This is a genomic window from Flavobacterium sp. CECT 9288, assembly GCF_918731615.1.
Taxonomy (GTDB): domain Bacteria; phylum Bacteroidota; class Bacteroidia; order Flavobacteriales; family Flavobacteriaceae; genus Flavobacterium.
Map to the genome: position 1 here is coordinate 2,525,844 of NZ_OU957226.1, position 23,647 is coordinate 2,549,490.

18 protein-coding genes are annotated in these 23,647 nt (G+C 28.8%); 2 read left to right on the plus strand and 16 right to left on the minus strand.

The genetic code is table 11. The features are described from left to right. Positions 1–19: 19 nt before the first annotated feature. From LQ189_RS11115 to LQ189_RS11185, 16 genes are all read right to left on the minus strand, one after another. Positions 20–2,926, minus strand: a complete 2,907-nt coding sequence (locus tag LQ189_RS11115; RefSeq protein WP_230156925.1) for an NHLP bacteriocin export ABC transporter permease/ATPase subunit — start codon at positions 2,924–2,926, stop codon at positions 20–22. 10 nt (positions 2,927–2,936) lie between these two features. After that, complete coding sequence (locus LQ189_RS11120; RefSeq protein WP_230156927.1) at positions 2,937–5,135, minus strand: NHLP family bacteriocin export ABC transporter peptidase/permease/ATPase subunit; 2,199 nt, start codon at positions 5,133–5,135, stop codon at positions 2,937–2,939. A gap of 9 nt (positions 5,136–5,144) precedes the next feature. Further along, on the minus strand, positions 5,145–6,407 hold the full coding sequence (locus LQ189_RS11125) for an NHLP bacteriocin system secretion protein (RefSeq protein WP_230156929.1): 1,263 nt from the start codon (positions 6,405–6,407) through the stop codon (positions 5,145–5,147). 13 nt (positions 6,408–6,420) lie between these two features. After that, positions 6,421–7,986 carry a TolC family protein gene (locus LQ189_RS11130; RefSeq protein ID WP_230156931.1) on the minus strand — a complete coding sequence of 522 codons (1,566 nt, stop codon included), beginning with the start codon at positions 7,984–7,986 and terminating at the stop codon, positions 6,421–6,423. A gap of 7 nt (positions 7,987–7,993) precedes the next feature. Next, the gene (locus tag LQ189_RS11135) at positions 7,994–8,533 is read right to left on the minus strand and encodes a cyclic nucleotide-binding domain-containing protein (protein ID WP_086454579.1); all 540 of its coding nucleotides are present in this window, start codon (positions 8,531–8,533) and stop codon (positions 7,994–7,996) included. Positions 8,534–8,633: 100 nt separating this feature from the next. Beyond that, positions 8,634–9,287 carry a helix-turn-helix transcriptional regulator gene (locus tag LQ189_RS11140; protein WP_144888997.1) on the minus strand — a complete coding sequence of 218 codons (654 nt, stop codon included), beginning with the start codon at positions 9,285–9,287 and terminating at the stop codon, positions 8,634–8,636. Positions 9,288–10,319: 1,032 nt separating this feature from the next. Then, positions 10,320–10,982, minus strand: a complete 663-nt coding sequence (locus tag LQ189_RS11145) for a response regulator (protein WP_230156933.1) — start codon at positions 10,980–10,982, stop codon at positions 10,320–10,322. A 5-nt stretch (positions 10,983–10,987) separates the two neighbouring features. Next, positions 10,988–13,042: a sensor histidine kinase gene (locus tag LQ189_RS11150; protein WP_230156935.1), complete on the minus strand. Its 2,055-nt coding sequence runs from the start codon at positions 13,040–13,042 to the stop codon at positions 10,988–10,990. Between the two features lie 109 nt (positions 13,043–13,151). Beyond that, positions 13,152–13,316 (minus strand): hypothetical protein, encoded by a 165-nt coding sequence (locus LQ189_RS11155; RefSeq protein WP_230156943.1) that lies wholly within the window; start codon positions 13,314–13,316, stop codon positions 13,152–13,154. A gap of 1,134 nt (positions 13,317–14,450) precedes the next feature. After that, entirely contained in the window at positions 14,451–15,191 is a 741-nt protein-coding gene (locus tag LQ189_RS16310; protein ID WP_370634846.1) for a DUF3667 domain-containing protein, read from the minus strand. An 8-nt stretch (positions 15,192–15,199) separates the two neighbouring features. Next, a complete protein-coding gene (gene lanM / locus LQ189_RS11160; RefSeq protein WP_230156945.1) occupies positions 15,200–17,089 on the minus strand; it encodes a type 2 lanthipeptide synthetase LanM in 1,890 nt (629 codons plus the stop codon). A 79-nt stretch (positions 17,090–17,168) separates the two neighbouring features. Then, positions 17,169–17,501: an NHLP leader peptide family RiPP precursor gene (locus tag LQ189_RS11165; protein WP_230157033.1), complete on the minus strand. Its 333-nt coding sequence runs from the start codon at positions 17,499–17,501 to the stop codon at positions 17,169–17,171. Positions 17,502–17,549: 48 nt separating this feature from the next. Continuing rightward, positions 17,550–17,882 (minus strand): NHLP leader peptide family RiPP precursor, encoded by a 333-nt coding sequence (locus LQ189_RS11170; RefSeq protein WP_255667835.1) that lies wholly within the window; start codon positions 17,880–17,882, stop codon positions 17,550–17,552. Positions 17,883–17,973: 91 nt separating this feature from the next. After that, positions 17,974–18,309 (minus strand): NHLP leader peptide family RiPP precursor, encoded by a 336-nt coding sequence (locus LQ189_RS11175; protein WP_230157039.1) that lies wholly within the window; start codon positions 18,307–18,309, stop codon positions 17,974–17,976. A gap of 572 nt (positions 18,310–18,881) precedes the next feature. Beyond that, positions 18,882–20,846, minus strand: coding sequence for an adenylate/guanylate cyclase domain-containing protein (locus LQ189_RS11180; protein WP_230157041.1), 1,965 nt, complete (start codon positions 20,844–20,846; stop codon positions 18,882–18,884). Between the two features lie 92 nt (positions 20,847–20,938). Next, complete coding sequence (locus LQ189_RS11185) at positions 20,939–21,268, minus strand: hypothetical protein (protein WP_086455080.1); 330 nt, start codon at positions 21,266–21,268, stop codon at positions 20,939–20,941. Positions 21,269–21,947: 679 nt separating this feature from the next. On the opposite strand from LQ189_RS11185, the gene LQ189_RS11190 reads away from it, so the two are divergent. Together LQ189_RS11190 and LQ189_RS11195 are read left to right on the plus strand one after the other, a co-directional pair. Next, positions 21,948–22,850: an OmpA family protein gene (locus LQ189_RS11190; protein ID WP_230157052.1), complete on the plus strand. Its 903-nt coding sequence runs from the start codon at positions 21,948–21,950 to the stop codon at positions 22,848–22,850. An 18-nt stretch (positions 22,851–22,868) separates the two neighbouring features. Then, entirely contained in the window at positions 22,869–23,414 is a 546-nt protein-coding gene (locus LQ189_RS11195) for a hypothetical protein (RefSeq protein WP_230157055.1), read from the plus strand. Positions 23,415–23,647: the final 233 nt, after the last annotated feature.

The window sequence follows — 23,647 nt, forward strand, 5'->3', positions numbered from 1 at the left end:
TTAATTTTATGGAACAGCATTAAGCAATTTGACGTTTAGCAAGTTCCGTAAACAATCCGTCCTTTTGAATTAATTCTTCATAAGTTCCTGACTCTTTAATTTCCCCTTTATCTAATACAAAAATACGATCAGCATTTTTTATAGTACTCAACCTGTGTGCTATGACTATACGAGTAGCTTGAAGTTTATCTAAACTTTCTGCAACAATATTTTGAGTTTTATTATCAAGAGCACTTGTAGCCTCATCCATAAATAGTAATCTTGGCTTATGCGCAATTGCTCTTGCAATCATTAATCTTTGTCTTTGACCTCCTGAAAAGGTTCCTGCTCCTTCACTAATAAACGTATGCATTTCCATTGGCATATTTTTTATGTCATCCTCCATACCAGCCATACGGGCAGCAGCCCAAGCATCATCTAATGTTAATTCTGAATTTCCAACAATATTTTGATAAATACTACCTGACATAAGCGCTCCGTTTTGTAATACTACCCCTATTTGTCGTCTTGTCAGCTCTTTATTCATTGCGTCAAATGTATTACCATCATAGAATATTGAGCCTAACTCTGGATGTTCAAATCCTAAAAGGAGTCTCATAATAGTAGATTTTCCAGAGCCTGAAGCCCCTACAAAAGCAACCATTTCGCCAGGTTTTATTTTAAATGTAATATTTTTTAAAATTAAAGGCTGATCTTCATAATACCTAAAAGATATAGAATTCAATTCAATTTCACCCATTAATTCACCTGGATCAATACTTTCCTCTATCGATTCTGGTTTTTCCTCTAGAATAGGCTTAACCCTTTCGTAAAGAGGGATAACACTAAGTGAAGAAATAAATGCCATAGATAATTTTAAACTATCATTTAAAAATTTGTTAAAGGAAATGATAAAAGCCATAAATGAGCCAACAGACATCATTGCCGTATCTTTAGAATTTAAAACCGTATAATATATGAATGAAAAAAATAATATACTTGTAAAAAGAGGGTAAGAACTATTAAAAACCTCCACAAAATTTTGGTAACTACCTGAACTAAAGCCTAATTTTCTTAATTTTGAAAACTTTTCACCCCAAAGAGAAAAAATTCTTTTTTCACCTCCTGTTATCCTTATTTTACTAATTCCAGATAGAAATTCGAAAAGAAAACCTTGAATATCTCCTTGGTATTTTGACACCTCTCTATCGTACTTGAGTTTAAACCAGCCCATCAAAACCATAAAAGAAATAGCAATTAAAGCAAGCGCAACTCCTACCAATGCTAAACTTGAATCATAATAAAAAAGAAGTAATAAATTAACACATGAGAATGCCCCGCTAAGTACAACAGTCATCAATGTATTAGATAAAATTTGTTTAATTGAATTAATGCTTAAAACTCTATTTGTAAGATCACCAGCTGTATATTTTTTATAAAAAGTTACTGGTAAGCGAAGGATATAATCCATCACTCCTACTTGAAGGTTAATACTTGATTTTGACTCTAACCTCATTTGCAAAACTCCTTGCGCAAGTTGCAGTCCAGCTGATACAAAACCGATAATTATCATGATCATGAAAATTTCTAAATGTATAGATTTATCTGCAGTGGGTATTACATCATCATATATCATTCCTGATAAAATAGGAATTAATAAACCTATTAAACTTACAAGTAAAGAAGCAACTAGTAATAGTCTGGCATCTTTTTTTACGCCATTCATAGCGAAATTTAATACTTTTTTTATGGAATCCATTTTTACATCAAATCCAGAAAAAAACATATACCCAATAGGTTCTAAAGTGTCGGCTATTTCATTATTAACTATAGTTTCGGTACCCTTAGAAAAGTTTTTAATTAAATAAGTGGTAGAATTTTTCTGAATGAGAGCTACAGGTTCATTTGTTTCTTTTACAAATGCTAACAAATGTCCATTTTCATCTTTCCACCACACATCTCGTAAAATAATTTTTCGTATTCTTACTTTAGAACTCTGAGCAATTGCATACAAATAATTATTTGTATTGTAATTATCTGCCTCAAAATATTTGGGCTCTTCAAATTTAAAACCTGTTTGTTCTCCAATTAATTGGCATGTCAAAAAAAGTATATTTTGCTTTTTTGCTTTATCTTTCTTGGAGTGATGTAACTCTTTTTTAGAACCAGTAACTATCGATTTTATTTTCTCTAAAGTGCTTTTTAATTCCTCTTCTTGATAAATTAATTTATCATTAAGAATATCACTTTCTGATAAACTACTGATCTCTATATTCTTGCAAAGTTGATTGTAAAAATGACCTTGTAGTTTTTCTAAAGAAATTAAAAAATTAATTTCATCCTCTAAAACTTCTCTAGTACTCATAGATTTTAACTCAGAACTTTCAGACAAGGACTTAACCCATAACTTATTACAAACAGGAATAGGAAATTTAAGTCCATCATTATAATTAATGGTCTCATGATCTGAAAAAATGGAAAGCTCTCCATCAATTAAACTTATCCAGTTTATTCCATGAGAAGGGTATGCAATTGTATTTTGATTTAAAACAAAGTAATTATAACTATCAATCGTTTTGTAAGTTTTTGGAGTATTACTTGAATTGATTTTAAATGAAGTTTTTAGTATCCATTTATCAATCATACTGGCTAGAAAAAAATGATCAATAGCAATAAGTTTATGTTTATCTATTGATAACAAAGTTGCATCGTTTGAAAAAACAATTAAACGAGTATCATTTTTACAGTCAGTTGAAAGTAAACTAAATAATAAGTCTCCTTTTTTAGCGGAGTATAAATATTTTAACGCACATAAATAATCTCCTTTTTCATCAACTCTTACATAAAACACATTTACCTCACCAGAAACTACCATCCAGAGTTTATCTGTGTTATTTAGTATCAATGGTTCTTCAACTCCTATATATATTTTTTCTTTCGTTGACATATCTTAATTTTTATTTTGTTTCAATCAATTTTGCATAAACACCATTTAATTTTAATAATTCTTTATGAGAGCCTCGTTCTACGATTTTACCAAACTCCATTACAATTATCTCATCACAGTCCATTATAGTGCTTAATCTATGGGCAACAATTAAACAAGTACATCCTCTTTTCTTAATATTATCCATCACAATTTTCTCTGTGGTTGAATCTAAGGCGCTGGTAGCTTCATCCATAATTAAAATTGAAGGATTGCAAACTAGAGCTCTAGCAATTTCAATTCGTTGACGTTGTCCACCACTAAAATTTGATCCACCCTCTAAAACAGAGCTATCGTAACCCTCATTTCTAGCCGCAATAACATCATGAATATCAGCATCTTTTGCGGAATTTATAATGTTTTTTTCTGGGATCATCACGTCCCAAAAAGAAATATTCTCTTTAATTGTGCCATTAAACACTAAAACTTCCTGATCAATTACTGCTAATGATTCTGTAATGACATGTCTAGGAATATCTTTTCTATTTTTATTGTCTAACAATACGTCACCATCCCATGGATCATAAAGCCCTGATGCTATTCTTGCCACAGTAGACTTTCCGCTTCCAGAACCTCCTACTAGTGCTACTCTACTTCCGGGTCTTAACTTTAAATTAAAATTCTCAATTAGCGCTGGCATTGTAGGACTATATCCAAAAGTCACATTCTTCATTTCAAAATATCCAATTAATTTGTTATTAATGGATTCCTTATTGGGCTGCTGGATATTTTTATCTTCGTTTTTTATAAATTGTTTGTCAATTTCATAGTTCATTACATCATCAATACGCGCCATATCGCTTTCTGTTTCGTGCAACATAGCTCCTACTGATACTAATTGATTTACTGGTGTAATAAAATTGTTCATTAAATAGGTAAAGGCTACTAGAGCTCCTAATGTCATCTCGCCTTCCATTATCCTCAAAGCCCCTAAACCTAAAATTAAAGTATTTGTTAAAGATGAAATTAGGTTTGGTAGTATATTAAGTCTTATAGTCAACCACCCAAATTCTTGTTGAGCATTCATAACTTTAGCCAAATAACCAATCCAATTCGTGAAAAAATCATTTTCTCTACCAGAAGATTTTAATGTTTCAATCATGCTAATTCCAGAAGTAGTAGTTCCTAATAACTTTCCAGTTTCATTGCTCAATCTTCGGCTTCCGTCTTTTCTAGCAGTCGAAACATATTTTAAGGCAAACACATTTAACAGTGCCATAAAAACACCTATTAATGTCAGGGTAACATCATAGGAAAACATTAAAATTGCATAAAAAATAACAACAATAACATTTAAAGCCGCATTTGCTAAATCACCACTTAAAAGTTTTGCTACTTTGTCATTCAATGAAACTCTATTACCTATTTCACCACTATATCTCTGAGTAAAAAAAGCAATAGGTAAATGAAAAACATGCCAAAGAAATTTACTAGATGTTACTAATGCAAGTTTTGTTTCTAATTTAAGTAAAAAATATTGCTGCAGATAGACTAGAGATGCATTAACAATAAGAAGACCACCCATAATTAATAAAAGCGGCATTACAAAACCTGAAAAATTATTCACTAGATATTTATCTATAAATATTTTAAGGAATGATGGAATTACTAAACCAGGAATTACTAAAAACAAGCTTGCAATAATAATGTAGGTTATACTCAATTTAGAATTTGTAATTCTTGAAATTAACGATGCAAATAATCCTTTTTTCTCATTTCCTTTTTCAAAATCTTTTGATGGACTAAAGGTTAAAACAACTCCTGTGTAAGAATCATCAAATTCTTTGTGAGTTACAAAATACCTACCTTGAGCTGGATCACTAAGATAAACTCTTTTTTTTGTAAAACCCTCAAGTACCAAAAAGTGATTGAAATTCCAAAAAATAATGGCTGGAGCTTCTATTTGCATTAACTTTTCAATAGACTTAGCGTATCCTTTTGCCTCTAACCCAAACTCTTTAGCCGCTTTTAGAATATTTGTAGCCTTTAATCCATCTCGTGATACCCCACAAGCTATTCTCAATTTTTCTAATGGTACAAATTTTCCAAAATGTCCTAAAATAATACTTAAAGCAGCAGCACCACATTCAACGCTTTCCATCTGCAGAACAGTAGGTACTTTGACAGGTCTATTTTGTTTTTTTAAAAGTAAGTTTATGATATTTTTCATTTTGATGGATCAATATAAGTCAAAAAATTTCTTGAACGCTGGAACAACTAATGTTACAGGTGGCTCTCGTTTTATTGTGATTTTACCTAAACATGATGTACCTTCTTTTAGAAAAATATCTGGTCCTTTTGCAGAAGTCCATTTATAACCACTATACGATACTGGGTCTTTCTCAAAATCTACGTATACTTCAAATAAAGGACCACCTACTAAAAGTTGCTTTGTAAGTTGATCATTTTTAACAGATGTGAGCATTCCTTGTTGGGTTATTGGAAAATCTGATACATAAGTAACTTTTCCCTTTATAAATCCATATTCTTCAGGCTGTACAGTCGAAGGTACAATTAAAGCTTCCATTCCTTTTTTGATTTTTTTTCCATCTTTTGAAGGAATATAAAGAATACCTCTTAATTGAGATTGTTTTGTTTTAATGGTATTCTTAAGTTTAAATAATGGAGACCCTACAGAAACAACAATTCCAGCATCGGTTAAAACCTCAACTACTTCTCCACTATATGGACTTTTTATATTCCTTTGATTGTCATACTTTTCATTTAAAAACTGAAGATTTCTTTCAGCTTCCGCAATTCTTTGCTTTTGTAATATAACTTTTTGTTGTATGTCAAATCCTAAATTATTTTGTTGACTAGAGGTTTCTACGATTTGTCCTTTTAATCTTTCAATAGTATTTTTTGCTACTTCAATTTGTTGTTTTGTATTTGCAACTTGCGATTTAGTTATTAAACTTTTATCCAGTAAAACATTCTCTGATTCCAATTGATTATTAAGAAAAATGATTTTCTTTTTTTCTGATTCGATCTCCCCTTTAATACTTACACGGGATTGACTAATTATTTCACCTTGTAGTTGAGTGCCTTGATTCCCGTATGACATTAGCTTTTCCATTTCAAATTTTCTATCAGATAGAACCGCTTTTGCATCTTCAATTTGTTGAAATAGTTCTGGTTGTCGTATTGTAGCAATTATATCACCCTCTTTAACAGTACTCCCTATTACTACTCTTAACTCCACTAATTGCCCTTGTGCTGTAGCAACAACTTCATGAACGTCACCACCTAGTACAACACCGATTACATCTAATTTTGTTTTTACGGTGCCCATAAAAGACCAAATTATCGCTGTGAAAATTGCTACTATAATTGTAATTAAAGCTATCCAAGCTTTTGTACCAGTAACTTTAATTAATTGATCTAATTTTTCTGGAGTTGAAAGTTTTTCTAATGCCGATTTTCTAAAAAAAGGTGCTGACATAATTTATATGTTTTTAATTTTCTGTGTTAGGAATAGTATAAAATGCATTTTGAGTAATTTTAAACCCAAGATCTTCTTTAGAAATAAGCGTACCTGTTTCGTGCCTAAGTATTAAAATTGCATTTGAGAATTGTTGCTGTGCGTTTAGATTCTCTAATTCTGAAGCAGTAAGTCTTTCTTGAAATAAGATTAAATTTAAAAGAGTAGTTAAACCGGATTGAAACTTAATCTGTTCATTTTTAAATGCATTTTGATAAAAATCAAAAGACTCTTTTGATTTTTGAAGAATTAAAATACTATTCATAAGATTATTAACTGCTATGTCAATATTCAATTCAATATTTCTATGAATGTTTTCATTTATTACGGTTTGATTTTGCAAAGCAATTTTACGTATCGAATAATTCCCTTTGGCCAAATTGTTATTCAACGGAAAAGAAAATGAAAGTTTGGCTCCACCTCCTAGTTCTTGACCTTGATTATTAACAAGAGAAGACCATGATTTATCAACTCCGTTTCCTACGCTTGCACTCCCATAAAAACCAAAAGCTGATAAGTTTAATTGAGGCCTTAGATTATTAGTTGCTACTAAATATTGAAGTTCTAATGCTTTATACTCCTCTCCGATTGCCTTAACATCACCTCTTTTACTCTTAGCAATTTTAATTAGTGCATTTTTATCAATAAATTCATTGTAGCCAGATTCTAAAACAGTGGGAAAATCATTAACAGGAATATCTAGTCTTTGACTTTCTTCATCAATTAAACCAATAACTCTTCCTAAATTAATTCTTGAATTATACAAATTTTGTCTTGCAACTGCAGTTAGCCTTTCTTGATTTCTTAAATCTGCATTGACTTGATCTAAATCACTTAGCGGTTTTTTATCCGCTTTTACAAGTTCTGTAGTCATATTTAACACCTCTCTCACTCTATTCTCATTTTGAGTATAAATTGATAGACTTTTATATGCCGTATAATAATCCCAATAAGCAATGCCTATTTGCTCTATTTCAAGAGAATTTGCAAACTCATAATCATATTTACTTTTATTGATGTAAAAAACAGATGCTTTTTCTGAAGCTGTAACTATCTTAGCTCCTCTTCCTCTTAAAAGTGGTTGAGTGAAAACAAGGTTAAACGTACTAGAATGATTCCCATAAAAACTGCCAACAAGTTCATTGAAAGTATTGTAGGGAAAATTTGAATTATTATAATTATATTTTAAACCTATATCAATTGATTGTCCAGTTCGTAGTCTTTTTTGTGAACCAATTGAAAAATCAAATGAATTATTTCTAAGCGTTTTATCGACGAAATCATTTCTAGGATCTGCATCAAAAAGATTGTATTTTCTATTTTGAAATGCAACATCAGAGTTTAAATTAAAATCAAAAATACTTCTTTGAACTTGTAAATCAGCTTCGGCATTTTGAATGGAGTAATTAGAAATTCTAATGGTTGGATTTTTATTAAATGCAATACTTGAAACCTCAATTAAATCACACTTGATTTTAGCCTGACTGTACAAAAGAGTATAACTACTAAATAAAATATAAAACAAAAAATAATTCCTCATATTGAACTTAATAATTAACACTTAACTTTACTTCTGAAAATCTATTTAATATTTGACCAAAACGCGCACCTGCTTGTGAAACCACATCTAATACTTTTGTGTCAATTAAATCCTCTTCCTCTGGTACTCCATATCCCAACTGATCTGTAGTTTTTCTTAACCTATTAGAAAGAAATAAGGCTAATGAGTAATAAAAATTAGCTTTGAAATCTGGGTTTGATGAAAGACGTGCTTCTATTACATTTCGAGATATTTTATAAACTACAGCTGATTTTTTTGAAATAACAGAAACTGATGGAGGTCTAGATTCTAAAAAAGACATTTCACCCACAATTTCACCTGCTCCTAAGGTGGCTATTTCCTCATTCTCAGTCTCATCTGAAAAAATTGACAGCTGACCTGATAATAAAATGTATAAATTATCCACATAGTTTCCTTTTTGGATTAATTTATCTCCTGTTTTCAGTTCTATTTTTTGGCCGTTTTGGATCATCCATTCCACATCTCTGTCGTTTAATTGGCCTAAGAAAAAAAGTACTCGTTTCATAGTATGTATTTTTAAGGTTATGGTTATTTAGTTGTTCTTTTTTAAAATAATTTTTATTTTAACTACAAGTTTTGATAGCACTTTATCAACAGTTTCGTTTTCAAGACAATGAGTTTATTAATTCTTTGGGAGATATATTATATTGATTGCTAAACAACTTTGAAAAATAATGAGAATCATTATAACCAACAGAATATGAAACTTGAGAGATCGAATCTTGAATATAGTTCTCAATCAATTGCTTAGCTTTATGCAACCTTAAAACACGTATATATTTATTAGGAGTTAAAAAAACTAAATTCGAAATTTTTCTATGAAGTTGCCTTTCACTAACAGCCATTTTACATGATAATTCATATAAGTCAAGGTCACTTTTAGAAATAGAATTATAAATTTCTTTTTCTAAATTGATTAACCAATTTTGATCATTTTTTGTCACTTTTTCTGGAGTAATCTTATTAGAACATAGATGCTGAACATTCTTATTTGACTCATAAATATCAAAAATATCAGGACGCCTTTGAATGGTTAAGCTTACTGATTTAGATTTAATTTCATTTAATATTTCCTCAATAAGGTCATTAATTTGCTTACTACTAGAAAAAATTATTTCATTTGTTATCTTATTCTCAACTGAACTAGGGGTGCTAGCAGTCATAATAGTATCTAATGGGTTCTTTATATGTAAGAATAAATGATTTAAAATATCTGGCGAAGACCAATCTATTGTAGTTTTTTTTACTGTTGCATTCATGACTTATAGCGGTAATTAATTCTATTGATTACTAAATTTCAAAATTCAGATACTAACATTTTCGTAAGCAAACTCAAAGTCTATTGACTTTCATTATTTTCAATTACATAAAACTATTAGTAAAATGAGATACCTATATTGCTATGTAAACATTCTATTTTGTTGGTATTGTGCCCTTCAAAATGTTAGCTGAAAATGATTCTTAAGAAATTCTATATGCCAAAACTACAACTGAAGTTTAGTGAAGTTTTACACTTAAAGTGTAAATAAAGTTAAATATCAAAAAATCCTGAAAACAAATATTTTACACAGAATTAATTGCATTAATTGCTGTAAAATCTAACATTAAACATATTAGAAATTATAACTAAAGACTTTTGGATTACTTAAAAAAAAAGATAAATATTCATCGTAACAATACGACAAAATTTGCAAGGAGATTATGATATTATTTTAGTTTGTTAAAAGTTATAAAACAAACTGTATCTATTTTGAATGAAAAAATGCAACTCCTTTTAATTGATATGCTATTTAAATAAGACACACCATTTGTTTAGAGCTGGTCAAATACTTTCATGAATTCATTTAATATAATATTCTAATATTAGATCTATAAATGAATGTTCAATAGCAACTTAGTGTTATTTAGATTTTACATTAAGAAACAACGTAATACGAAATCCGAATACTTTTAATATTTATAGTTGCCAAAATAAATGATATATAAAATCTGATCAACATTAAATGGTAATAAAATGGAATTTTAGATAAAAATATGGAGAGGATATTATTAAAAGAATAGAAACCTTAACAATAATTGAAGTTTAAATTCGAGGGGAAATGATAAATGAAACAATAAAAAATAAAATCTACATTATTCCAATCTATTTGAAATACAGCTTTGTTAATTTAGCATGAGGTTGGATAATAAATTGAAAAAACACAAGAAATACCGTATTATGTAACCAGGTTATTTACAAAACTTATTCTTTTAAAGTTTCTTCTATTTTTTTGAGATTTTTACATCAAAATTTAGATCATTCTTAATATCCTACACTCCCGTAAAATGTCTTCGTCATTGCCTTTATCAATACCTAAAATATCCTTTATTTTACTTTTACGCTTTTTAACGGTATCTTCTGATACTTTAATTGTTGTGGCAATAGTTTTTATTTGACATCCATTAGATATTAACGTTATAATTTGACGATCAATAGTGTCAAAATGTCCTTCAGCTAGTAAACGATCTGTTTTTGCTTTATTAGCAGTCTTACTGAAATAGTTTTCACCAGCCATGATTTTATCGTAGGCCATTAACAATTCCTCATCGTCAAAATCTGTTTTTACCAAAATTCCATTGACTTTTGTTTTTTGATATATATTGTACAAAATAACACTTTCAAAATGCGAAGTAATAATCAGTGTTTTTGCTGAAGGAATATATTTATGAACTAAAACTGCTAAATCACCTCCATTAAATATATTTTTATCAGGAAAAGCAGGTAGACTATAATCGAGCATAACCAAATCAAAAGAAATTGTATTAATTTCATTTGAAATGCATTCGTATGCTGATTCACAATTATTAGCTGAATAAAACTCTAAATCATGGCCCAATCTATTGTGCGAAAGAATAGTCTGATAAGCAGTAATCATTGAAGGATGATCTTCAACAATTAATATTTTTTTTGTCATAATATTTAAAACTCAAATCTATTGAATTCTATCGGGATTGACAAATTTATTTTTGTTCCTATATTTTGTTTAGATTCTATTGAGAATTGTCCATTAAGCTCCATGGTGCGATATTCCATATTTTTTAAACCAATTCCTTTTTTTATTTGCTGTATTTCAAAACCCTTCCCATTATCAGCAATTTGAACTCCTATACTTGTTTCATTTTTAGTAATTGCAATCGTTATTAAATTAGCGTCTGCATATTTATTAATGTTTTGTAATGCCTCTTGAAAAATTCTGTAAAGATTCATTTTTACATTTTTATCAATAACAGACCATACTATTCTTGGATCAACTTCTATGTTTATTTTAGCTGCTGAATTTAGATTTAATTCTGTAAATAATGCTTTAATCATAGCTTCAAAATCATCAGAGCCTGAAAAAACAGTAGTATTTAAATCGTGTGTAAGGTTTCTAATTTCCTCTTCAATATCTTTCATACCCGCAATATGATCTATATGCTTTTTTATGGATTCTGGAGATTGATCGTATTTAATTTCATATAAATTCATTCGTATTGCTGACAATTTTCCAATTATTCCATCATGGAGATCCCTGGAAATTCGTTGCTTTTCAATAAGCTTACCCTCTTCAATTTTTTGTTGATTTGAAAGTATCAAATTATATATCTGTGAATCATTAAGAGCTTGCTCCTGTTTACGGAACAATTTTTCAAGTTTAATGTTTTTGTTTTTGATAGATAACACAAATAGTAATACTAGTAATATAAATCCACTTAAAGCAGCATATAAATAAAACTGTTTAGAAATTTCATTTTTTTTATCCTCAACTACTTTTTTTTCTTGAGCTATTTGGTCAGTCTCAAACTCAATTCGGGCATATTTATCTCGAGAGGTACGCTCTACATCTTGAAGACTATCAGTAAGCTGAATATATTTATTTGAAAAAAAGGATTCCTCTTGAGGATTAACAAGAGCTAATAATTTAAGAATTGTGAGCTCGTCTTCAAAAAGGTTATTTTTATGAGCTTGTAATTGCGCTTCTTTTAAATAGTAATTCGCTTTTGAATCGTTTTTTTGATTGAAGTAATATTCGCCTAAATAAATTTTAGAAGTTATTTGAATAGGTGTACTTCCAATGCTGTCGCCAATTCTTAAAGTTTCTTCAAATTGTTTAAATGATGATTTATCACCCAGTTTAAATTTAGAGTAAGCCAATTTATTGATAAGATAACAATAAATTGGAGGATCTATTTTTTTAAAATCAGCTAAAGCTAATCCCTGTTTTGCAAATTCAATAGCTTTACTATAATTTTGGGTTTTTACATAAATATTTGCAATTTGATTATAGGGTTGGCATTTATATGACAAATACATTGCTTCTGATTTTAGATATTCAGAGGCTTCAATAGCTTTATTGTTATAGTCTAATGATTTGTCATAATTCTTTAAACCCATGAGTGCAGTACCTAAAGTAAGATAACAATTATAAATCAATAAATTGTTTTCTTTAGCAATGCCAATTTTTAATGCCTCAATGGCTAGTTTTTCGGTTCCAATATAATCATTCCTAAATGATAAAATTTCTGCTTTTTGGATTTTAACGTTTCCTAGCAAATTGTCATTTTTTTCTTTTAAAATGACTTTTTCAGATTTTGTGTAATAATAATAGGCGGAATCATATTTTGTTTCATTATTGTACACACCTGCAATACTGTAGCTTGCATTTTGAATGCCTTCATTATCTTTTAATAAAATTGATTTGCGATACAATTTTTGCAATAAGCAAAGACTAGTATGGCTTTCTCCAAGCTGTGAAAACGAATCTGCCAATTCAAAATAATAGTCGGAGGAAACTATTAAAGCTTTATTGTTTTCAATAATTTTAAAAGCTAATAATGCCTTTTCTAGTCTTTCCTTTTTAGTTTTAGTTTTGTCTCTGGAATTTGAAATTAAGGAATCTACATTACTAGTGGTCGGAGCGTAAAATTTTTCATCTTTACGTTGGCACCCCAAAAAAAATAGACTAAAAATCAATGCTATGTGAAATAGTTTCAATACAGAAGAATTAAATAATTGTAAAAGTACATTTTTTATACTTTTTTATACGAAAAAAGGAATATCAATTCAGATAATAACCTCTTAATAACGTTTTATTATAGCTATATTATTTCTTTGGTGGTATTATACCACCACTTGTATTTTTTGGATCAACATCATCTTGAGCTTGTACTTGAACTTTAGGTTTTTCTGTTTCAATTTCGTCAGCAGTACAAGAATTCAAACTAACAACTAGGGCGAAAATGGTGATACTATAAAATAAATGTTTCATGGTCTTTTGGTTTATGTTTAATAAATGTTTTTTTTGGAATAACAGCTTTTTCAAGGCTATTACGCTATGGAAATTGCTAATAAACAATTCCTTGTACTTGTAATATTACACTACAAAGCTATGTCGATTCTAAAGTATGGCTTTAGACTAAAAGTGTAAAAAATGTTAAAATTCGTACTTTTAAGGATGGTCGTCTTTGAAAGTAGTCTAACTGTCTATGTAAACTATATACTGTTAAGTAATATATGTGACTTTGACATCAAAAAAGGGTTCACTTTGCCAATGAAATAAATAATAAAATATTTTAAAGTCATCTAATCCAGTACTTGTGACTCGATTTTTTTTTTACAAAATACTATAAAGGAGTGTAATTATGATAATAAAAATTAACACGTTTTAATTAATATCGATGAGAAAAATGATCTTAGAAAACTGCATCAAAAACAAATACAATTGGCGTTCGAGTTAACGCTCTATCTAAATAATTTAGGCATGTTTAAAGTTCTTTAATGATATTAAACAGGATTGAACTTTTCTATTTTTTTTCGTAAATGCTTTTAGAAGTACATACTTTTTTCAAAACTGATAAAAAACTCCAACTTAATATAGCTTTACTTTTTGTGCTTTTTTAAAAGGTTGCATTTCGTAATTTAAGAAAATGTGTTGAACTTGAGAGATATTTCTAAAAAAGTTGGGATACCTTTTTATTTATAACTTTGAAAAAATAATCAAAATCGGGAGATTTTGGGCAAAGGGAGAGTTTTTTAGAATATGTTTTTAAAAAAAAAGGTAGTTTTTTTTGGATGACGCAATTTTCTTTTTCTTAAACAGTAAAATCATGAAATGTTAAAATTTAGAATATACAAAATATCTAGCCACGAATTTTCGGTAATCAAGTTATTAAAATTAAAAATCTTAAATTCTACAAAGCCTAAAATTATTGGGTAAACTTTACAATTAGTTTGAAGTAATTATAGTTAAAGATTTAGTGAATTAAATTACAACATACTTAAAAAAGATTGGAATTTTTTAAATTAAAAACAATTTTGTATTAATTTAAAATTTTATGCAGAAAATGGGCCTTGTCATAACGGTTCAAAAGGTTATAAAATGGGTTGTAAGTAATAATCCCATTTACTTGAAATGCATTAAACCAACATTATTTATAAAATTATTTAAAAAAGACATAATAAAAAGAATAAGGAACGAAATAAGCGTACACTTAATAATGAGGGCATATTTTTTATATCCAAAAACCGAGAAGTATTGGTAAAAAAAACAATAAAAATAAATTAGAATCAACAAAACTATCAGGTAGTTTATAATCTTCAGAGTAATAATATTGTTGCTACATTCCATAAACACATTACCAAAAATAGTTATAATTATTACTCCGCTTGCTACATACAGATTGAGAATGAGGTGTTCTATATAGTTTTGCTTGCTTTTTTTAAAAAGCAAATAGCTGGCAAATGCATAAAATGGAATTCGGAATAATCTTATTATTTTGTCATGATCTCTTGCTATCTTTATATATCCATTAATTTGATTTTTTTTTTCATAAAGTACTGTCTGATCCATTTTAAAATACTCTGTAATTAGATGTGAGATAGTAGCAAGAATGATTATTAGTGTAAATGCATTGAAATAGTTCACCCTACTACCATGTAGGTATTCTCTTATTGAATGACCTGGCCTGGTAAATAATTTTTTCAAAGTAAAAAAGAAACCTTTGTCTAAATGAAAAACACCATGCAAAAAATCATGTAAAAAGTGTTGAAAGGTAAAGCGATGAGTGGAGGTTTTTTGCCCACAATTTGGACAAAAGTTTTTATTTACAGTGCTATTACAATTTAAGCATTTCTTATTTTCCATTGTATAAATTATGTAGATATTACATGCAAAGATAATGACTCTTCTATTAAATAAAGCTGCTCATTATGATTTTCAATACTTGCAAATTTTATTTTATTTTTCAAACTATCAATAGCATTCATTTCAAACAAATCAACTTTTTCTCCATTTTCTAATGTTAAATCATCCGATAAAGTATTAGTATAAAAAGCTGGAATATCTCCCAAAGTCATTTGTTCTCTTTCTGATTTGAAAAGTGCAATATTTAAATTTTCAGCAACAATGTAAGCTCTCGCTAATGCTTCTTGCTTAATACCATACAAAAGATTATTTTTCAAATATTCTGGTTTAGATAAAATCATCAATAGTTTCGCATAGACATCCGTATTTCTTATTAAAAACCGTATTTTTTTATTTTCAAAATTATAAATTGGCGATTTATCAGACAATAGAAACGTTTTGTTTTCCAAAATAAAGTTGTACAATTTACTAAATCCTAATTTAAATTCGTCTTTATAATCTTCAATATAATGAGGTATTTTATTTAAATGTGGAATATGTTTTAAATCATTATTTTGAACAATTAATTGAGGAACTTTCATCATCAAATCTGTATTAATATTTATAAGTTTTGGTGAAATAAATGTTTGTTTGTTTTTTTGTATTACTGAACCAAAACCACAAATTTCTCTATCCTTTGTTTTATCAGTGGGGATTAATAAGCTTTCAAGTACAGAATGCTCATAATTTTTGATATCATTTTTAATTCTGTATTTAGTCTTCGGCCCAATAACTGTTTCATGATCAATTAAGACAGGTGAATTGCCGGAAGCTATGACATTTTCAAAATGATAATCTCTTGTACTAAAAAAATAAGCTATCCCTGTCAATATTCCTGCCCTTTCATAATATATTTTGACATCATTACCATTATTACATTCTAAATCTGCTACATATTCTAACCATCCATAATCTCCTTTATCAATAACCTCAAATTTTATTAATTTTTCCCCTAAGCTTTCATTTACCCAACCCAAAAAGTTATTATAAGCATTGGTTACATCTACACTTGTAGGTTTGTATACTATCTTATACGAATTTTCAAATTCAATTATCACAGTTGATTCCCCGCTGTGTTGATCTCCTGCATTTAAAAATATTTGTGTAATTTTTCCTATACTAGTTTTGAAATAATATTCTATTTCATTTTTGTCTTCTTTCAGCCTTTTAAATAGTATTGTTATAAAATTAATATACTGATATGTTATAGTCGCTAGTTTTCTAGCAAGCATGGGATACTTAAGAAATAAAGTATGATATTTATTCATCAATATCCTTTGTGTGTATTCTTTATAGTAGAAATCATCTTCTGTTTTGTCCCTTTCAGAATCATCGCTCCTGTTTTCTTTCAAAAATTCTGAAAATTCTTCTAATAAAACCAAATGGGAAACTTTAAATAACTCCTTATACAAGGCCGAATTCAATTGATTTATAACGGTTTTATTAAACGGTTTTAGAGTTAATGTCAATGAGTATTCAAAAAAATCTACAAAAGGGAAAAGTAAATGGTAAAACGGTATTTTTTTTGCTTTCTCATCATTTATTTCAACTCCGTTTCCTACCCTACTTAATATATTTTCTAAAGCAGTTATCCAAAAAGGGGACTCTATTTCTGCGTTATAATTAGTAATAGATGAAAACATTAAGGAAATATCTCTATTATTCAAATTACAAAGATTACAATAATTTTCAAAAGATTCTTCGGAGACATTTAAACCCGTACTTGATTTTAATAACTTTACATGTAATCGCTCTTTTTTTGAATCAAAAGTGAAACTTTCCTTTTTATTTAACTCTAATATTTCGTGCGGAAGTAAAGACTTTATGTATAGTTTTTTTAAGAATTTTGAATTAGTCATTATTTCTAAAGAATTTGAATTTAATTAAAAAAGGCATAGTAATCATAGTTACTATGCCTAAAAAATGAATAACTTACAATTAGTATATAGTTATTGGAATGTTAATTGTCCAATCGCAAAAATATGATCTTATTGAGGCTTCCTGCCCACCAGCTACAATCTCTAACTCTTCTTCTGTTAACTCAATATCAGCCATATCTGGCTTAGGAGGGATATTAATATTCAATACTGAAGCATCTGATTGGTCATTAACAACAATTTTAGTATTAGAATCTATCGTTGCTCCTAATTTTGATAATGTCTCGGCTGGGTTTGCAATTAATTCTTGTTTAAATGTTTCATCTGTCCAGCAAAGATTAATTATTTTGTTTTGATACTCGTTAAATTTTGCTTGTTTCTCTGAAATGTTCATAATGTTAATGTTTTAAAGGTTAATTTATTATTTATTTATAATTGTTACTTATACCAACATATCCCCACTACAAAAACAGGAGTCTATAATTGTTGTAATTGTAGGTATAGTCATTCCACCACCAGCTACCATTTCTAACTGCTCGTCTGTAAGCTCTATCTCCATGATAGATTCTTTAGTAGGTAAATGAAAATATATTTTAGAGTTATCTGTAGAATCTATCACTATAAATTCTTTTCCAGAAGGAATTTCAAACTTCTCTCCTGTAAGCGACTCAATTGCTTTAACGGGATTAGCTAATAATTCTTTTTTGAATTCCGCATCTTCCCACGCAGTCATAACTGCCTTTTGTAATCCTTCTTGATTTTTTGTTAATTCCATAATATTAAAATGTTTAGTGTTAATCAAATTTATTAAAGACCTATGTATCTCTATCGTATATGTTAATCTTCTCTAGAATATCTAGGAAAGTTTATACTTTTATATAATCCCTAAAAGCAGGGAATAAGCTGTTCAATAAATCAGCCCATACCGTTTGTCCACCTCCTGCAATAATTTCTAATTGCTCTTCATTAAGTTCTATATCTTCTATACTAGGTTCAACTGGAATATTCATGTAAACCTTTGATTTATCCGTTTGATCATTTACCACTAGTGTTTTACCTTCTGGCAATATGATTTTTGCTCCTGTAAGATTCTCAATTGTTATTATTGGATCACTTATTAAGTTTTTTCTAAAATCAATATCTTCCCATGCTTTTGAGATTATTAATCGTAAAACTTCTTCTTTATTTTTATTTTGCCCCATGACTCAATTTCTTAATTAATGTAAAATTAGCTGATCTGTTTGCGACAAAATTGCCAAATAAACCGACAAAAAAACATCCTGGTTGCAACCTGTTAAATCATAAATTACAAACCTGATTTTGTTTTTACTCTTAAAATCATTCTCGTTATTAATGTAAAATTAGTGAGTCTATTTCTGATAAAATTGCCAAATAAACCGACAAAAAAACATCTTAATTGTACTCTTTACAACTATAAAATGTGAACTTCATTTTGCTTTAACTTCATAATCCGTTCTATTTTATTAATGTAAAATTAGTGAGTTAAATTCTGATGAAATTGCCAAATAAGCTGATAAACCACAGCATATCAAAATCAACAATTAAATCATTTTCAATAATTTAGACCCGACATTAAGCACAATAAATTCAAGAACAGTTTATCATTTAAAAAAGCTTAATCAAAAAGATCATTTGTTACTGATCTTTTATTTGCTTTTTCATTAATGTAAATTTAAAGTATCTAATTCCTGTAAAACTGACAATTAGACTGACAAAATTGAATTTGAAAATTAGTTTTATTACTAGTGGTTATTTAGTTGGAAATAATAGGATTCTTTTCAACAAAATACATTTTGATTTCTCCCTTCCCTTTTGCGTGGATGTTGCCGCGGTACTGAAAAACAAAAGATTCATCATCCTTGATTAAATCATATAGTGATTCGCTTATATTTACTTTACCTACAATTCCATTGCTTTCAATTCTGCTTGCCGTATTCACCGTATCGCCCCACACATCATATTGAAACTTTTTTATTCCTACGATACCAGCTACAATGGGTCCTGCATGAATTCCTAGTCGCATCTCAAAGGCTGGATTATTATTTGCTTCGTTATTAATTTTCCTTTTAGACATAAAATCCTGCATTTCTAATCCTGCTAGTACAATATTTGTTAAAGATTCTTTATCAGGTTTGGGGATACCACCAGCTGCCATATAAGAATCACCTATTGTTTTAATTTTTTCAATTTTGTATTTTTCAGTGATTAAATCAAAAGCTTTGAAACAGGTATTTATTTCTTCAACTAAATTCTGAGGAGACATTTTCTCGGCAGTTTGAGTAAAGGATTTAAAATCTGAAAAAAGGATCGAAACTAAATTAAAGTCTCGGGCATTTACAAAACCCTTTTCTTTTAATTCTTGTGCAATTTCTTCAGGTAAAATATTTAGCAATAGCTCTTCAGAGAGGTCTTTTTCTATTTTTAAAGCAATTTTAGATTTTCGTGTATAGTTTAATCTATTCCATAATCCAAGAGCTACAAGAACAATAAAGCCTAATGAGATAATGATAATATTGCGTTGCGTTTCCTTTTTTTGAACTTCTTCTTTATGTCTGATTTCAACAGCATGTTCCTTATTTACATGAGAGATACTATCTAATAACTGTTGCCGTTGAAACTCCATATTCATCATTTTATTTGAAGTTTCGCCAGATTTTAAACTGTCCTTAAAATTTATTGATTTTTCATAAAAATGAAGAGCCAGTTTATCATTTTGACTAGACTTATAAGCTTTATAAAGACAATCACATGCCTCTTTTTTTACAGATATAGCTCCTATTTTTTGGGCGGTACTATAACCTTTTAAACATTTTGTAATTGCTTGCTTATTTTTACCTAAATTATTTAGTATTTTTCCAAGGGCAACTTCTGCTATGCTTATATATTGTAGACTATTAATTTCGGAAGCATATTTTAAAGAAAGATTGTAGTTAAATAATGCACGTTCAAAATTTGATTGTTTAAAAAACAATTCGCCTAAACTCGATAAAATTTCAATTTTTAATTGTTTATCATTTATTTGGTTTGCATTGTCTAATGCTTGGTTTAAATTTTTTAGTGCTTTTGGGTAATTGGATAATTTTATATAAACAATCCCAGACGCATTTAAGTTTTGAGAGATTGCTTTTAAATCAGTACTATTTTTATAAATCAAATAAGATTTACGAAAGTATTTAAGTGCATTTGGATAATCTTCTACTTGTGAATATATTGCACCAATATTTTGAGAGGTTCCTGCAGTCATTTTCATATCTTTGAGCTCTTCTTGAACAACAATTGCTTGTTTATAATAATTTAAGGCTTCTAGATAGTTTCCTAAATAATAATAAACCCCTCCGATATTATTTAAAATAGAAGAAATTCCTTTTTTGTACTTTGTTTTTTTATAAACTTCAATACTTTTCTTAAAAAAGAGTAAAGCATTTGAATAATCTCCTTTATAATAAAAGGTTACTGCTTTATAACTAAAACAGTCACCCACATTTTTGCTTTTACCCAAATGATTATAAATCCTTAAACTCTTGTCAAACAAGAGTAATGATTTAGAATACTCTCCTGCATCTTGATGTTTCATACCAAGGTTTAGAATTGAATCAGCCATTTTAATGTTTTCCTTTTTTGTCAGAATAATTTTTTGTTTAATTCTTGATTGCCCAAAAAAAGATATTCCATTAAATAATAGAAAAATAGAGAAAACAATATGTATGACTCTTTTCATGAGTATATTGGTTATGATAAAATATGAAAACGTACATATTCAAGTTTAGAATAGGTACGTTTTTAATATTTAAAATTGCAAATAAGTTAAATTTATTTAAAGATATCCCCTGTATAATTGTTAGGCTTAATTATAACTGGGGGTATTATATCTCCATCCCCACCAGATACAATGTCTAATTGCTCTTCATTTAATTCTACATCGTCCATATTTACCTCAGCTGGAATATTGATAAAAATTGTTGAAAAATCTGTTTGATCAACAAACGCAATATTCTTACCCTCAGGCAAATGAAAAGGCTGCCCTAAAAAATTTTCTATAGTTGTGATGGGGCTAGCTATTAAATTGCTTTTAAAAGTTGGATCCTGCCATGCCTTTTTAATAATTGCATCTAGAATTTTTTGGTCTTTAGTTAATTCCATTTTTATCGTTTTTGTTAATTCATTTTTAGAATTGTGAAATTAAGCTCTTATTTACGAACAGAAATGCCAAAAATGCTGACAAAAGATTAATACTTGATCAACATAAAGTTTCTTAAAACAGTTTTTATCTTATTAATTATTATAAATTGAATGATTCACTACTAAAATTCTTCTGAGGTACCATGTTCAAATCTCGATTTTTCTACAAGTTTTAAAAATCAAAAAGTTTACATTTTAAGCGGTATTAAAGCAATTCATCACCTCTTTTTAATGTATAATTTGTTGCGATAATTGTCATGTGAACACCATTAAAGTAGAAGAATTTATGGCATAAGCTAAAGGAATTTTAATCGCCGTTGAAATTATTGATGCTACAACTAGATATATTACAAAAGAACGGGTTCAAGATTTAGAGCATCAACTAAACTATAAACCTAGAAAAAAATTTGGATATAAAACACCAAAGCAATTTCATTTAAATATATTGACAAATCAGCAAAAACTTGTATTTACAACTCGTATCCACCTACTATTAATTAATCCTCAACAGCAATTGCTAAGCTTTTGCGGTTTTTTTGTGATTTTTTCAAAATAAGGATTTTTTAAAAAAACAAACGGCTGACTGTTAGTTATTTATGAATTTTAACTAAATTTGATAAGAATCTTAATCCCAAAAATTATGTCAAAAAAAATTCTTTATCTTTTAGGAATTGCACTTACCATTATTTTAGGTATGTTTTTGTACCAAAACTATTGTTGCAATTGCTGTATGAAGCCTCCGAAATTAGACGACTCAACTACTGTTGTCAATATTAAGAGAACTGGTCTAGTTCCTTTTACTATTAAAGGTAGCGATTTCGACTACCACTGTAATGACAATATAAAATTTGTCAAAAACGAAACGGCGGCTCTTGTGCCCTTTTCTGATTCTGTAGCAATTGGATTTAAAAATCTGAAAACAGCATTACAATCTAATCCTAATAAAAAAATTAAGATTACAGGTTATGCCACTTCCGACGAAAAAAACACCACTACTTTTCCGAATTTAGCCTTAGCTCGAGCTAATGATCTAAAAAAGTATTTAATTTCAACAGGTTTTGATGCCAATTCTTTTGTTTTAGAAGGAGAAATTAAAGATAAATGGGAAATGATTTCAGACACGCTTATTGGTCCTGCATCTTTTAACATCATTGAAAACGAACCCGCAAGCAATAATCAATGGGAGGTGTTAAAAGCAAAAATTAATGCAAATCCTCTCATATTGTATTTCAACACGAATGAATCTCGAGAGAACTTGAGTACCGAGGAGCAAACTAAAATTGCTGAAATAGCAACTTATTTAAAAAATGTTCCTAACGCAAAAGTAAGTATTGTAGGACATTCCGACAGTGTTGGTGCGAGAGAAGCAAACATTGTTTTAGGACAATCACGTGCTGAATTTGCTAAAGCATTTTTAATAAAAAAAGGAATTGATTCAAAACAAATTGAAACAAGTTCGCAAGGTCCAGACAATCCTATTGCGGACAACACAAGTGAAGAAGGAAAATCAAAAAACAGAAGAACAGTTGTTACTATAAAATAATCAAAAACACATTTAATTATGAATATACCATGTATCTTAATACCCTTAATAGTAGGGTTAATTTGTGCCTTATTAGGCTATTTGTTAGGAAAGTTATTGTCCAAAAACAATTCCGATTCAAGTTCTTTAAAAAATGATTTGGATGCTTGTTTGCAAAAATCAAATCAATATTCTAAAACTATTGCCGACTTAGAGGCTGAATTGGCAAATGCCAAAAAAGCAACTTTTCAATCTTTTGCAAGTGTACCCGATGCTCCTAAATTTTTATTCGATTCCGAATTAGCGGCTTCGGTTTTTGGAAAAAAAATCAAAGAAAATGATTTGAAAATTGTAGAAGGAATTGGTCCAAAAATCGAGGAATTATTTCACGCAGCAGACATCAAAACTTGGCAAGCTATGTCTGAATCCTCTGTTGAAAAACTCCAAGCTGTTTTGGATTCAGGTGGCGAAAGATTTTCTGTTCACACTCCCGGAACTTGGGCAAGACAAGCTGCATTAGCATACCAAGGCAAATGGCAAGAATTAAAAGATTGGCAAGATAAATTAGACGGAGGAAAAGAATAAAAAACATTATTTTATTTTTAAAAGCTGCAACGATACTCGTATTTGTTGTAGCTTTTTTGTTTGTTTTGAGTTGTTTTATTTGTACATTTTAACACTCCATTTTTTGATAACGATTTCATTAATTGAGTTACTTTATGGAAAAAAAAGTAACGTTCTACACGCTAGGTAGTACATTAAATTTTTAGGACTTTGAAATTTAATTCTTAAAATTTGTAGTCGATAATTCTGACTCA

Excerpts from the sequence above, each read along its gene's own strand:
- LQ189_RS16310 (WP_370634846.1), bottom strand. The coding sequence starts at position 15,191 with ATGGAAAATAAGAAATGCTTAAATTGTAATAGCACTGTAAATAAAAAC.
- LQ189_RS11145 (WP_230156933.1), bottom strand. The coding sequence starts at position 10,982 with ATGACAAAAAAAATATTAATTGTTGAAGATCATCCTTCAATGATTACT.
- LQ189_RS11180 (WP_230157041.1), bottom strand. The coding sequence starts at position 20,846 with ATGAAAAGAGTCATACATATTGTTTTCTCTATTTTTCTATTATTTAAT.
- LQ189_RS11120 (WP_230156927.1), bottom strand. The coding sequence starts at position 5,135 with ATGAAAAATATCATAAACTTACTTTTAAAAAAACAAAATAGACCTGTC.
- LQ189_RS11155 (WP_230156943.1), bottom strand. The coding sequence starts at position 13,316 with ATGAAACATTTATTTTATAGTATCACCATTTTCGCCCTAGTTGTTAGT.
- LQ189_RS11170 (WP_255667835.1), bottom strand. The coding sequence starts at position 17,882 with ATGGAATTAACAAAAAATCAAGAAGGATTACAAAAGGCAGTTATGACT.
- LQ189_RS11195 (WP_230157055.1), top strand. The coding sequence starts at position 22,869 with ATGAATATACCATGTATCTTAATACCCTTAATAGTAGGGTTAATTTGT.
- LQ189_RS11175 (WP_230157039.1), bottom strand. The coding sequence starts at position 18,309 with ATGGGGCAAAATAAAAATAAAGAAGAAGTTTTACGATTAATAATCTCA.
- LQ189_RS11165 (WP_230157033.1), bottom strand. The coding sequence starts at position 17,501 with ATGAACATTTCAGAGAAACAAGCAAAATTTAACGAGTATCAAAACAAA.
- LQ189_RS11185 (WP_086455080.1), bottom strand. The coding sequence starts at position 21,268 with ATGGAATTAACTAAAGACCAAAAAATTCTAGATGCAATTATTAAAAAG.
- LQ189_RS11115 (WP_230156925.1), bottom strand. The coding sequence starts at position 2,926 with ATGTCAACGAAAGAAAAAATATATATAGGAGTTGAAGAACCATTGATA.
- LQ189_RS11125 (WP_230156929.1), bottom strand. The coding sequence starts at position 6,407 with ATGTCAGCACCTTTTTTTAGAAAATCGGCATTAGAAAAACTTTCAACT.
- LQ189_RS11140 (WP_144888997.1), bottom strand. The coding sequence starts at position 9,287 with ATGAATGCAACAGTAAAAAAAACTACAATAGATTGGTCTTCGCCAGAT.
- lanM (WP_230156945.1), bottom strand. The coding sequence starts at position 17,089 with ATGACTAATTCAAAATTCTTAAAAAAACTATACATAAAGTCTTTACTT.
- LQ189_RS11135 (WP_086454579.1), bottom strand. The coding sequence starts at position 8,533 with ATGAAACGAGTACTTTTTTTCTTAGGCCAATTAAACGACAGAGATGTG.
- LQ189_RS11130 (WP_230156931.1), bottom strand. The coding sequence starts at position 7,986 with ATGAGGAATTATTTTTTGTTTTATATTTTATTTAGTAGTTATACTCTT.
- LQ189_RS11190 (WP_230157052.1), top strand. The coding sequence starts at position 21,948 with ATGTCAAAAAAAATTCTTTATCTTTTAGGAATTGCACTTACCATTATT.